10 protein-coding genes are annotated in these 12,838 nt (G+C 71.0%); 9 read left to right on the forward strand and 1 reads right to left on the reverse strand.

The features are described 5' to 3' along the window. Nucleotides 1–32 precede the first annotated feature (32 nt). The gene (gene mnmA / locus EJK15_RS00065; protein WP_171074017.1) at nucleotides 33–1,097 is read left to right on the forward strand and encodes a tRNA 2-thiouridine(34) synthase MnmA; all 1,065 of its coding nucleotides are present in this window, start codon (nucleotides 33–35) and stop codon (nucleotides 1,095–1,097) included. On the opposite strand, the gene EJK15_RS00070 is transcribed toward mnmA, so the two are convergent. Then, a complete protein-coding gene (locus EJK15_RS00070; protein WP_138708250.1) occupies nucleotides 1,084–1,716 on the reverse strand; it encodes an MBL fold metallo-hydrolase in 633 nt (210 codons plus the stop codon). The genes mnmA and EJK15_RS00070 overlap by 14 nt on opposite strands. Nucleotides 1,717–1,740: 24 nt before the next feature. Here EJK15_RS00070 and EJK15_RS00075 point away from each other — a divergent pair, with 24 nt between their 5' ends. From EJK15_RS00075 to EJK15_RS00110, 8 genes are all read left to right on the forward strand, one after another. After that, the gene (locus tag EJK15_RS00075; RefSeq protein ID WP_138708251.1) at nucleotides 1,741–2,730 is read left to right on the forward strand and encodes a methionine synthase; all 990 of its coding nucleotides are present in this window, start codon (nucleotides 1,741–1,743) and stop codon (nucleotides 2,728–2,730) included. Between the two features lie 17 nt (nucleotides 2,731–2,747). Next, the gene (locus tag EJK15_RS00080) at nucleotides 2,748–3,173 is read left to right on the forward strand and encodes a hypothetical protein (protein WP_138708252.1); all 426 of its coding nucleotides are present in this window, start codon (nucleotides 2,748–2,750) and stop codon (nucleotides 3,171–3,173) included. Nucleotides 3,174–3,237: 64 nt separating this feature from the next. Continuing rightward, nucleotides 3,238–5,427 (forward strand): NAD-dependent DNA ligase LigA, encoded by a 2,190-nt coding sequence (gene ligA / locus EJK15_RS00085; RefSeq protein WP_138708253.1) that lies wholly within the window; start codon nucleotides 3,238–3,240, stop codon nucleotides 5,425–5,427. 292 nt (nucleotides 5,428–5,719) lie between these two features. After that, nucleotides 5,720–7,792, forward strand: coding sequence for a putative bifunctional diguanylate cyclase/phosphodiesterase (locus EJK15_RS00090; RefSeq protein ID WP_138708254.1), 2,073 nt, complete (start codon nucleotides 5,720–5,722; stop codon nucleotides 7,790–7,792). Nucleotides 7,793–7,917: 125 nt separating this feature from the next. Further along, nucleotides 7,918–8,217: an Asp-tRNA(Asn)/Glu-tRNA(Gln) amidotransferase subunit GatC gene (gene gatC, locus EJK15_RS00095; protein ID WP_138708255.1), complete on the forward strand. Its 300-nt coding sequence runs from the start codon at nucleotides 7,918–7,920 to the stop codon at nucleotides 8,215–8,217. A gap of 58 nt (nucleotides 8,218–8,275) precedes the next feature. Next, complete coding sequence (gatA, locus tag EJK15_RS00100; RefSeq protein ID WP_138708256.1) at nucleotides 8,276–9,766, forward strand: Asp-tRNA(Asn)/Glu-tRNA(Gln) amidotransferase subunit GatA; 1,491 nt, start codon at nucleotides 8,276–8,278, stop codon at nucleotides 9,764–9,766. A gap of 2 nt (nucleotides 9,767–9,768) precedes the next feature. Then, nucleotides 9,769–11,256: an Asp-tRNA(Asn)/Glu-tRNA(Gln) amidotransferase subunit GatB gene (gene gatB / locus EJK15_RS00105; RefSeq protein WP_138708373.1), complete on the forward strand. Its 1,488-nt coding sequence runs from the start codon at nucleotides 9,769–9,771 to the stop codon at nucleotides 11,254–11,256. A 236-nt stretch (nucleotides 11,257–11,492) separates the two neighbouring features. Next, on the forward strand, nucleotides 11,493–12,812 hold the full coding sequence (locus EJK15_RS00110) for an MFS transporter (RefSeq protein ID WP_240776665.1): 1,320 nt from the start codon (nucleotides 11,493–11,495) through the stop codon (nucleotides 12,810–12,812). Nucleotides 12,813–12,838 lie beyond the last annotated feature (26 nt).

The following is a 12,838-nucleotide window of genomic DNA, read 5'->3' on the forward strand; positions in this document are numbered from 1 at the left end:
CACTCCCCACCGGACAGTAGGCTGGGATGGTCATGGGATTGCGTGTGCTTGCCGCCATGTCGGGCGGCGTCGACTCCGCCGTGGCCGCCGCTCGGATCGCCGAGGCGGGCCACGACGTCACCGGTGTTCATCTAGCCCTGTCCGCCAACCCCCAATCCCACCGCACGGGCGCCCGGGGGTGCTGCACGATCGAGGACTCGCGCGACGCGCGACGCGCCGCCGACGTGATCGGCATCCCGTTCTACATCTGGGACATGGCCGAGCGGTTCCAGCGCGACGTGGTCGAGGACTTCGTGGCCGAATACGCGGCGGGCCGCACGCCCAACCCGTGCCTGCGCTGCAACGAGAAGATCAAGTTCGCGGCGGTGCTGGATCGGGCGCTGGCCCTGGGCTTCGACGCGGTCGCCACCGGCCACCACGCCAGGCTGGCCGACGGGGTCCTGTCCAGGAGCGTCGACCAGGGCAAGGACCAGTCCTACGTGCTCGGCGTGCTCACCCGCGCGCAGCTCAGCCACGCGATCTTCCCGCTGGGCGACTCGACCAAGGCCCAGGTGCGGGAGGAGGCCGCCAGGCGCGGCCTGACCGTCGCCGACAAGCCCGACAGCCACGACATCTGCTTCATCGCCGACGGCGACACGCGCGGCTTCCTGGCCAAGCGGCTCGGCGAGGCGGAGGGGCCCATCGTCGACCAGAGCGGCGCGGTCGTCGGCAACCACCACGGCGCGCACGGGTTCACGATCGGCCAGCGCAAGGGCCTGCACATCGACCGGCCCGCCGCCGACGGCCGGCCGCGCTACGTGCTGTCGATCGAGCCGGTGTCCAACACGGTCACGGTCGGGCCGCGGGCGGCGCTGGAGGTCACCTCGATCACCTGCGGTGCGCCGGTCTGGAACGGCCCCGCGGCCGAGGGCGACCTCACCGTGCAGCTACGCGCCCACGGTGAGGTGTACGGGTGCCGGTTCGAGGAGGTCGCCGGCGGGCTCCGCATCGACCTCGACCGCCCCGCCACGGGAGTCGCCGCCGGACAGGCCGCGGTTCTCTACTCCGGCTCCACCGTCATCGGCTCGGCGACCATCGTCTCCGCTAGCCGAGGGTGACCGACTCGCCGACGCCCAGCCGCCGGATGTCGGCGCCCTGCTTGTCGGCCTCCATCTTCAGCCAGTTGTCCACCAGGCCGAGGCCGAGGTCGTTGAGCAGGCCGTCGTGCGTGGAGTACGCCCGCGCCGGGCGCACGGTGCGCAGATAGTCGATCGTCTCCATCATCTTCAGCCACGGCGCGTTGGTCGGCACCAGCAGCGTGGGCACCTCGGCCTCGGGGACGGTGAGCGCGTCTCCGGGGTAGAAGACCTCGTCGTCCACCAGGAAGCCGACGTTCTGGACGATGGGCACGTCGGGGTGGTTCTTGGCGTGCCACTCGCCGAACACCTTCACCCCGAAGCCGGCCGTCTCGAAGCCGTCGCCGTGCCGTACCACCTGGACCTTGGCCGGCACGTCCGACAGCTCGGCGGCGACGGCCCCGCAGGTCCAGATCTCGAGGTCGGGCGGGGCGGCCTTCAGCTTGCCGGGGTCCACGTGGTCGAAGTGCTCGTGCGTGATGAGCACCGCGTCGGCGCCGTCGAGCACCGGGTCCTCGGTGAACGCGCCCGGGTCGATGACCAGGATCTTGCCGTTCTTCTCGAGGCGTACGCAGGCGTGGCCGTATTTCGTGAGTTCCACTCCGCAGAGCCTACGCTTGGATCCATGTCAACGTGGGAAGCCACCGGGGTCGGCTCGCATCCGGGTGAGGATCATTTCGAAGCGGTCCGGGTCGTGTTCGGTGAGGTGCCGGGGTTGCCCTACCTGCCCGAGCTGCCGGCCAGGGGCGTCGGCGCCGACATGATCGGCAGGACGGCGGCGCTGCTGATCGAGCTGCCCGTCGAGGTGCAGCCGTCCGGGTGGCGGATGGCCGACCGGCCGGGGCGCGATCACCAGCGGGCCGTCGATCATCTGCGGCGCGATCTGGACGCGCTGGAGGAGCTCGGGCACGACTATTCGGGGCCGCTCAAGCTGCAGGTGTGCGGGCCGTGGACGCTGGCCGCGACGATCGAGCTCAAATACGGGGACAAGATGCTCAGCGACGCGGGGGCCGTACGCGACCTCACCGCGTCGCTGGCGCAGGGCGTCGCCGACCACTGCGCCGAGGTGCGGCGGCGGCTGCCCGGGGTGACGGAGATCGTGTTGCAGCTCGACGAGCCCGGGCTGCCGGGGGTGCTGGCGGGCACCGTGCCCACCGCCTCCGGGTTCGGGCGGCTCGCCGCCGTGGAGGAGTGGCGGGCGGAGGAGTCGCTGCGGCTGTTCGACGATCCGATCGTGCACTGCTGCGCGCCCTCTGTGCCGTTCACCCTGCTGCGGCGGGCCGGGGTACGCGGGATCTCCGTGGACGCCGCCCGGCTGCGGCGGCGGGACGACGAGGCGCTGGGGGAGGTCCTTGAGGCTGGGACGACGCTGTTCCTGGGCGTCGTGCCGGGCACGGACACCCGGCTGGCGGACGTCAGGGTGATCGCCAAACCGGCCGTGGACCTCTGGCGGCGGCTCGGGTTCCCGGCCGACAAGCTGGCCGGGCAGGTCGTGCTGACTCCGGCGTGCGGGCTGGCGGGGGCGTCGCCGAGATACGCGCGGGCGGCGCTGGCGGCCTGCCGCAAGGCCGCTCAGGTGCTCAGGGACGATCCTGCAAGCGGCATGCAAGGGTGATCAGTAGCCTCCAGATCATGATTCTCCGCTTCCTGGCCGCCGGTGCCACCCTCCTGATCGCGTCCGCCTCCCTTGCCGCGCCCGCCATGGCCGCCACCTCCGCCAACCCGGAGACGTGGAGCTGGGGCGCGATCTACTCCGCCGACCGGGCGGGCAAGGCCAAGGGCAAGGTCGTGCTCGACCGGCCCGGGTTCGTGGTCAACGGCAAGCTGTACGACTTCCCCGGGCGCAAGGGGTGCTCGTGGCTCAAGTTCCGGTGGGTCAAGGAGAACGGGGGCAAGGGGTACAAGACGTACCGCAACTGCTCGGGGACGAAGCCGCTGACGTTCTCCCTCAAGACGGGCTTCATGCTCTCCATCGAGGGCAAGGTCTGCCGCGGCACGGCCAGGAAGATGACCGGCAGCTGCTCGGCCTGGGACGGGGTCTGGGCGCAGGGCGGCTGAGAGGTGTCCTTGTCGGCGCTCGGCGGTAGCGTTTGCTGAGGGTGCTGGACGAGAGGAGACCTGCGTGAGCGAGACAGGCACTGAGGTCGGCGGTGTGCCCGTGGCCGCGCTCAAGCGGCATGCCGAGCTGAGCGAGCTGGTCGAGGACGCTCGCTGGCGCTACTACGTGCTCGACCAGCCCACCGCCAGCGACGCGCAGTTCGATGAGTGGTTCAAGGAGCTGCTCGCGCTGGAGGAGGCCCATCCGTCGCTCCAGACGCCGGATTCGCCGACGCAGAAGGTCGGCCCGCCGGTCTCGGGCGACTTCGCCAAGGTCCGGCACCTGGCCAGGATGGAGAGCCTCGACAACGCCTTCGACGCCGACGACATGACCGCCTGGATGGCGCGCGCTGAGCGGCTGGCGGAGGGCGACCCCGGCCCCTACCTGTGCGAGCTGAAGATCGACGGGCTGGCGATCGCGCTGGTCTACCGGGACGGCAGGCTGGAGCGCGGCGCCACCCGGGGCGACGGGCGCACCGGTGACGACGTGACGGCCAACGTCCGCACGATCAAGGGTGTCCCGCACCGGCTCAAGGGCGAGGGCGTCCCGAGCCTGGTCGAGGTGCGCGGCGAGGTCTACATCCCGGTCGAGGACTTCAAGAAGCTCAACGAGCAGCTCGTCGAGCAGGGCAAGGCGCCGTTCGCCAACCCGCGCAACTCGGCGGCGGGCACGCTGCGCCAGAAGGACCCGCGCATCACCGCCCAGCGGCCGCTGCGGATGCTGGTGCACGGCATCGGCGTCTGGGAGGGCGCGACCGAGCCGCGGGCCCAGTCGGAGGTCTACGACCGGCTGCGGGAGTTCGGGCTGCCGGTCAGCGATCTCTACAAGGTGCTGCCGGGGCTCGACGAGATCAACGAGTTCATCGAGCACTACCGCGTGCACCGGCACGATCCCGCGTACGAGATCGACGGGGTCGTCGTGAAGGTCGACGACTTCCGCACGCAGCGGGAGCTGGGCTCCACCTCGCGGGCGCCGCGGTGGGCGATCGCGTACAAATATCCGCCGGAGGAGGTCAACACCAAGCTCCTCGACATCCAGGTGGGTGTGGGCCGGACCGGGCGTGTCACGCCGTACGCGGTGATGGAGCCCGTGGTGGTGTCCGGGTCGACCGTCGAGCGGGCGACGCTGCACAACGCCGCCATCGTGATCAAGAAGGGCGTGCTCATCGGCGACACCGTCGTGCTGCGCAAGGCGGGCGACGTCATCCCCGAGATCGTCGGGCCGGTGGTGGCGCTGCGCGACGGGTCCGAGCGGGAGTTCGTCATGCCCACGCACTGCCCGGAGTGCGGGACGAAGCTCGCGTACGAGAAGGAGGGCGACGCCGATCTGCGCTGCCCCAACGCGCGCAGTTGCCCGGCGCAGATCCGCGAGCGCATCTACTTCGCGGCCGGGCGGCGCGCGCTCGACATCGACGGGCTCGGCTACGTCGCGGCCACCGCGCTCACCCAGCCGCTCCCGCCGCAGCAGCCGGTGGTGCGCACCGAGGCCGACCTGTTCGACCTGACGCTGGAGCAGCTGCTCCCGATCAAGTCGGTGGTCCGCGACCAGGACACCGGGTTGCCCAAGATCGACCCCAAGACCGGCGAGCCGAAGGTCGTGTCCTTCTTCTCCAACATCAACGGCGAGCCCAGCGCGAACGCCCGGCTGCTCATCGAGGAGCTGGAGCGGGCCAAGCAGGTCCCGCTCGCGCAGGCGCTGGTCGCGCTGTCGATCCGGCACGTCGGCCCGCCCACGGCCCGCGACCTGGCCAACGAGATGCGGTCGATCGAAGCCATCATGAACGCCTCGGAGGAGGAGCTGGCCGCGGTCGAGGGCATCGGGCCCAAGGTGGCGGCCACGATCAAGGAGTGGTTCGAGGTCGACTGGCATCGGGAGATCATCGAACGGTGGCGGGCCGCCGGGGTCCTGATGGAGGACGAGCCGGCGCCGGAGAAGGGGCCGCAGATCCTCGAGGGGCTGACGTTCGTGGTGACGGGGACCCTGGAGGGCTACACCCGGGACTCCGCCTCGGCCGCCATCGCCGGCCAGGGCGGGAAGGTGGCCTCGTCGGTGTCGAAGAAGACGTCGTTCCTGGTGGCGGGGGAGAACGCGGGATCGAAGTACGACAAGGCGGTGAGCCTGGGCGTGCCGATCCTGGACGGGGCCGGGTTCGAGGTCCTGCTGAAGGAAGGGCCGGAGGCGGCGGCGCGGGTGGCGGTCCCACCGGAGGCGTAGCGGGCGTTCGCGGAGTGGCCGGTGGGGTGTCGAGTCGCCGACCGGGTTGCGCGCATCGGAGGGGCGCTTGCGCGCATGGGCGGCGGACGGCCTGCGCCATGATCGGCTCAGGGACCGGCCTGCGGGGCGCTTTGGGGCGGGGTGATGCGCACGCATGGGTGAACTGTTGCTACGCAGGGTGGTTTTTGGGTATATGTCGGAAAGGAGAACTACGGACCGTACGCGCTTGGTTTCGCGAAGTGGGGTGAAGGTCGTACCCTCCCATAGTGACCTAATGGGGGTTCTGTTACCGATGACTGACCCAACTGACACCCGCGATACCGGACCACGCGTCGGCACACCACTGTGGGCGTTCCTCGCGGGCGTTACCGTGATCGGCTTCACCGCCCTCGTGGTGGCCATGCTCAGGCTGGACGCGGCGGCGCTCATGGAGCTCGCCCGCACGCCCCTGTTCTGGGTGCTGACGGTGCTGGTGATCCTGGGCGAGCTCAGGCCCGTGATGGTGTCCTCCGCCAGCTCGGTCGGCGGCACCTATCCGTCCACCATGTTCACCTTCGCCGTGCTGCTGCACTTCGGGCTGCCGGTCGCGGTGCTGATGCAGGCCGTCGCCGTCGCCATGAACGGAGTCGTGACGCGCAAGGCGTGGCATCGGGTCATGTTCAACATCGCCCAGTCGACCCTCGCGCTCACCACGGCGGCCGTGGTGCTGGGGGCGTTCGGGATCGTGCCGAGCCCGGCCGCGCCCTGGGAGCCGACCGGGGCCGACCTGCTGGCGATCGCGCTGGCCGGGGTCGCCTACTTCGCCTCCAGGGCCACCCTGGTCTGCGGGGCGGTCGCGCTGCACGAGCGGCGCTCGATCGTACGCGTGCTGAAGGTCACCGCGGGCCCGCAGAGCCTCGTGTACGCCGCGCTGCTGGGCCTGGCGCCGCTGGTCGTCGTGGTCATGAACCACTCTCCCGGCCTCGTGCCGCTGTTCGTCGCCCCCCTGGCCGCCGTCTACTTCACCGCCACGCTCTCCATGCGCCGTGACCACCAGGCCCTGCATGACGAGCTGACCGGCCTGCCCAACCGCAAGATGCTCATCGTGAGCACCGAGGAGGCGCTCGCCGAGGCCCGGCAGGACGAGCGGGTCGGCCTGTTCCTGCTCGACCTCGACCGGTTCAAGGAGGTCAACGACACGATGGGCCACCCCGTGGGCGACCGGCTGCTGCAGATGGTCGCGCACCGGCTCACCCATTCGGTACGGCCCGGCGACGTCGTGGCCAGGCTGGGCGGCGACGAGTTCGCCGTGCTGCTGCCCTCGATCAGGGACACCCACGCGGCAAGGGAGGTGGCGGCCCGGCTTCGGGCGGCGCTGACGGAGCCGGTGCGGCTGGAGGGCATGACCTTCGACGTGGACGCCTCGGTCGGGATCGCAATCTACCCCGACCACGCCCCCGACTTCGAGCTGCTGCTCCAGCGGGCCGACGTGGCGATGTACCTGGCCAAGGAGGGACGCACCGGCGTCGAGCTCTACCAGCCGGACAAGGACCGCAACTCGCCCGAGCGCCTCACCTTACTCGGGGACCTGCGCCGCGCCATCGACAGCCGCGAGCTGCGGCTGCACTACCAGCCCAAGGTCAGCCTGGACAGCGGAGCCGTCCACGGGGTGGAGGCCCTGCTGCGCTGGCACCACCCGCTGCACGGGCCGATCGCGCCGTCCGACTTCGTCCCCCTGGCAGAGCAGTCGTACCTGATGCGGCAGCTCACCGCGTACGTCATCGAAGAGGCGCTGGAACAGGCGGCCCGCTGGTGGCACACCGGCCTCCAGGTGCAGATCTCCGTCAACATCTCCGCCCGCGACCTGCTCGACTCGGCCCTGCCCGAGCAACTGGAGGTGGGGCTGGCCCGATACGGGCTGCCGCCCACCGCCATCCAGCTGGAGGTGACCGAGCGGATCCTGACCGGCGACCAGGCCTACACCCAGGAGACGATCAAGGCGCTGGCCACGCTCGGCGTGCCGCTGGCCCTGGACGACTTCGGCACCGGCTACTCCTCCCTGATCAGGCTCCAGCGGCTGGCGGTGTCCGAGGTGAAGATCGACGCCTCGTTCGTCCGCCGGATCGCCGACTCCGACGACGACGACAGGATCGTGCGCTCGATCGTGGACCTGGTGCGCTCGCTGGGCCTGCGCTCGGTGGCCGAGGGTGTCGAGTCGGACGAGGTCGCCATGCGTCTGGCCGAGATGGGGTGCGATGTGGGGCAGGGGTGGCTGTTCAGCAGGCCCATGCCGGCCGCCGACGCCACCGTCTGGCTGCGCGAGCACGCCGAGGCGGCTGCCGGGGCCGACTACGGCTACCAGCCCGAGGTGAGCCGCTCGGCCTGACCCCGGTCGGCCGCAGGAGAGACGGTGCTTCCGCGCCAGGTGGTTAATGGTTCGGGGGCGCTCCGTCAAGCCCCCTAGGATGGCAGTGTCCAAAGACTCCATCCACGAAACGGGTTCAACGACTCATGTCCGCCATAACCCGCGACGAGGTCGCACACCTGGCCCGGTTGTCCAGGCTGGCGCTCACGGACGACGAGCTAGACCACTACGCCACCCAGCTCGATGCCATCATCGAGTCGGTCGCGAAGGTGGCCGAGGTCGCCGCCGAGGATGTGCCGCCTTCGTCGCACGCACTTCCGCTGACCAATGTCTTCCGTGCCGACGAGGTGCGACAGTCCCTGACCCCCGAGCAGGCGCTCTCGGGCGCGCCCGCCGTCGAGGACGACCGCTTCCAGGTGCCGCGCATCCTCGAGGAGGAGGCATGAGCGAGCGAACCATCAAACACAGCTCTGTCAGGCTCACGTGCCCGACGAAGGAGGGCGCATGAGTCTTATCCACAAGACCGCCGCCGAGCTGGGCTCGATGATCGCCGCCGGCGAGGTGTCGTCCGCAGAGGTGGCCGAGGCGCATCTCGACCGCATGGCCGAGGTGGAGCCCAAGATCAGGGCGTTCCTGCACGTCGACCGCGAGGTCACGCTGGAGCAGGCGCGGGTCGTCGACGCCAGGCTCAGGGCGGGCGAGAAGCTCGGGCCGCTGGCCGGCGTGCCGATCGCGCACAAGGACATCTTCTCCACGCGTGACATGCCGACGACGGCCGCGTCCAAGATCCTCGAAGGGTGGCGGCCGCCCTACGACGCGACCGTCACCGCGCGGCTGCGCGAGGCCGGGCTGGTCATCCTGGGCAAGACGAACCTCGACGAGTTCGCCATGGGCTCCTCGACGGAAAACTCCGCCTTCCACCCGACGCACAACCCGTGGGACCTGACGAAGGTGCCGGGTGGCTCGTCGGGCGGTTCGAGCGCCGCCGTGGCCGCGTACGAGGCGCCGCTGTCCACGGGCACCGACACGGGCGGCTCCATCCGGCAGCCCGCCGCGGTGACCGGGATCGTGGGCATGAAGCCGACGTACGGCGGCTCGTCCCGCTACGGGGTCATCGCGTTCGCGAGCTCCCTCGACACGCCGGGCCCGTTCGCGCGCAACGTGCTCGACGCGGCGCTGCTGCACGAGGTGTTCTCCGGGCACGACCCGATGGACTCCACCTCCATCGACGCCCCGGTCCCGAGCGTGGTCGAGGCCGCGAAGCACCCTGACATCGCCGGCATGCGGATCGGCGTCGTCAAGGAGTTCGGCGGCGAGGGCTACCAGGCCGGCGTGCTGGCCCGCTACAACGAGGCCGTGCAGCTCCTGGAGTCGCTCGGCGCCAAGGTCGTCGAGGTCTCCTGCCCGTCGTTCACCGTCGCGCTGCCGGCCTACTACCTGATCGCGCCGTCGGAGTGCTCGTCCAACCTGGCGCGCTTCGACGCCATGCGCTACGGCCTGCGCGTCGGCGACGACGGCACCCGCAGCGCCGAGGAGGTCATGGCGCTGACCCGGGCGGCCGGCTTCGGCCCCGAGGTCAAGCGGCGCATCATGCTCGGCACGTACGCGCTGTCGAGCGGCTACTACGACGCCTACTACGGCCAGGCGCAGAAGGTGCGCACGGTCATCTCCCGCGAGTTCGAGGCCGCCTACCAGCAGGTCGACGTGCTGGTGTCGCCGACCACGCCGACCACGGCGTTCCCGATCGGCGAGCGCACCGACGACCCGATGGCGATGTACCTCGCCGACCTGTGCACCATCCCGACCAACCTGGCGGGCAACGCGGCCATGTCCGTGCCGTGCGGCCTGGCCGACGAGGACGGCCTGCCGGTCGGCCTGCAGATCATGGCGCCGGTGCTGGCCGACGACCGCTGCTACCGTGTCGGCGCCGCCGTGGAGAAGGCCCTGGAGAGCCGCTGGGGCGGCCCGCTGCTGAAGGAGGCCCCGTCGCTATGACCATGGTCTATGACGAAGCGCTCGACCGGTTCGAGCCGGTGCTCGGTCTGGAGACGCATGTCGAGCTGGGCACCAGGTCGAAGATGTTCTGCGGCTGCAAGACCGCCTTCGGCGCCCCGCCCAACACCCAGGTCTGCCCGACCTGCCTGGCGTTCCCCGGCGCGTTGCCGGTGGCCAACGTCATGGCCATCGAGTCGACCATCCGCATCGGCCTCGCGCTGAACTGCTCGATCGCCGAATGGTGCCGCTTCGCCCGGAAGAACTACTTCTATCCGGACATGCCGAAGAACTACCAGATCTCACAGTACGACGAGCCGCTCTGCTTCGACGGCTACATCGACGTCGAGGTCAACGGCGAGACCGTGCGGATCGAGATCGAGCGGGTCCACCTGGAGGAGGACACCGGCAAGTCCACCCATGTGGGCGGCGCGACCGGGCGCATCCACGGGGCCGACTACTCGATCGTCGACTACAACCGCGCCGGCATCCCGCTGGTCGAGATCGTCACCAAGCCCATCCCGGGCACCGACCGGCTCGCGCCCGAGGTGGCCAAGGCCTACGTCACCGAGCTGCGCGAGATCATGCGCACGCTCGGCGTGTCCGACGTGCGCATGGAGGAGGGCTCGCTGCGCTGCGACGTCAACGTCTCGCTCATGCCGCGCGGCGCGTCCGAATGGGGCACCCGCACGGAGACCAAGAACGTCAACTCGCTGCGCAGCGTCGAGCGGGCCGTGCGGAGCGAGATCGAGCGGCAGGCGGCGGTCCTCGCCGACGGCGGGAAGATCGTCCAGGAGACCCGGCACTTCCACGAGGACTCCGGCACCACCACGACCGGCCGGTCCAAGGAGGAGGCGCAGGACTACCGCTACTTCCCCGAGCCCGACCTGGTGCCGATCGCGCCGGACCCGGCGTGGGTGGCCGAGCTGAAGGCGGCCCTGCCCGAGCTGCCGTCGATCCGGCGCAAGCGGCTGCAGGCCGAGTGGGGGCTGTCCGACCTCGACATGCAGGCCATGCACAACGCCGACGCGTTCGACCTGGTCGAGGCCACGGTCGCGGCGGGTGCGCAGCCCGCGGACGCGCGCAAGTGGTGGATGGGCGAGCTGGCGCGGCGCGCCAACGAGACCGGCGTCCCGCTGGCCGACCTGCCCATCACGCCGGCCCAGATTGCCCGGGTTGCCGAGCTGGTGGCCTCGGGCGCGCTCAACGACAAGCTGGCGCGCGAGGTGCTCGAAGGTGTGCTGGCCGGCGAGGGCACGCCCGACGAGGTGGTCGAGCGGCGCGGGCTGCAGATCGTCAGCGACGAGGGCGAGCTGGCGACGATCATCGACCAGGTGCTGGCGGACAACGCCGACGCGGCCGACAAGGTGCGCGCCGGGAAGATCGCCGCCGCCGGGGCGCTGGTGGGTGGCGTCATGCGGGCCAGCAAGGGCAAGGCCGACGCGGGCCGGGCCCGCCAGCTGATCCTGGAGAAGCTGGGCGTCTCGGAGTAGACCCCGCCGTTGATTCCCTGAAGGGCCCCGCCGCCTCGGTGTCGGGGCCCTTCGGCGTGGCGGGGGCTCTCCCGGCGGGCGGGCGTGTGATGCCGGTTCTCGGTGGGCGGGCGCGTCCGCGGTGAGTGGCGGGGCGTCCCGTTGATGGCGGGGCGGCGGTCCTAGGTCCAATTGCCGATGCGGTCCAAGGCCCCCGCTGGAGGTGTGGAGGCCCAGGTCGCCGTAGCGTTCGCGGCATGACGAGGAAAGCATTGACGGCGGGGCTGGTGGCGATGGTGTCGCTGGTGGCCTTCGAGTACATGGCGGTCGCGATCGCCATGCCGGTCGTGGCCAAGGAGCTCGGCGGGCTCGAGCTGTACGGGCTGGCGTTCAGCGGCGCGATGGCGGCCGCTGTGGTCGGCACCGTGCTCGGCGGCCGGTGGTCGGACGTGCGCGGGCCCCGGGCGCCGCTGTGGATCGGGGCTGCGGGCTTCGGGGCCGGGCTGATGGTCGCGGGTCTGGCGCCGAGCATGGAAGTGTTGATCGCAGGCCGGTTCCTGCAGGGATTCGGCGGGGCGCTGGTCAGTGTGGCGCTGTACGTGGTGGTGGCACGGGTCTATCCCGAGCGCCTGCATCCCAAGATCTTCTCGTTGTTCGCGACCGCGTGGGTGGTGCCCTCGATGGTGGGGCCGGCCATCGTGGGCGTGGTGACCGAGACGCTCGGGTGGCGCTGGGTGTTCCTGCTGGTGCCGATCCTGACCGTGGTCGCCGGCCTGGTGCTGCTGCGCGGGCTGGCCGGGCAGCCGGTGAGCGGCGGCCAGAGCGGGCCCGCGCCCGGCCTGGCCGGCAAGATCGCCTGGGCGGCCGTGACCGCCGTCGGCGCCGGGCTCATGCAGTACGGCAGCGGCGGGCGGCTGCCCCTGCTGATCGCCGGTCTGGTCGTGCTGGCCGTGGCGCTGCCCAAGCTCATTCCCGCCGGCACGCTTCGCGCCGCCCGCGGACTGCCCGCCGTGGTCGGGCTGCGCGGCCTGGCCACCGGGGCGTTCTTCGCGGCCGAGGTGATCGTGCCGCTCATGCTGGTCAAGGAGCGCGACCTGTCCACGTGGGCAGCGGGCCTCGCGCTCACCGGCGGCGCCTTGACCTGGTCGTTCGCGTCCTGGCTGCAGGGGCGTGAGATCTTCAGCCGGACGACGAACCTGCGGCTCGGCTCGGCCATGATCGCGCTCGGCGTCCTGCTCATGGGCGCGGTGACGTTCACGGCCGTGCCGGTGGCGCTGGCGTACCCGTCCTGGATCGTCGCCGGGTTCGGGATGGGCTTGGTTTACCCGACGCTGTCCGTGCTCACGCTGGAGCTGTCGACCCCCGGCGAGCAGGGCGAGAACAGCTCGGCGCTGCAGGTGGGCGAGTCGGTGTTCTCGGTGGTGTCGGTGGCCGTCACCGGCGCGCTGTTCACGGCCGTCGGGTCGGGCTACTGGGCGGTGTTCGCGGCCACGCTGGCCATGGCGCTGGCCGGGCTGGCGATCGCGCCCCGTGCGATCGGGAGCAAGCTGCCCGTCAAGGACATGGCCGCGGCCTGAACGAGAGCGGTCCCGCCGATCCGGGC

The organism is Nonomuraea basaltis, from assembly GCF_005893125.1.
Classification (GTDB): domain Bacteria; phylum Actinomycetota; class Actinomycetes; order Streptosporangiales; family Streptosporangiaceae; genus Nonomuraea; species Nonomuraea basaltis.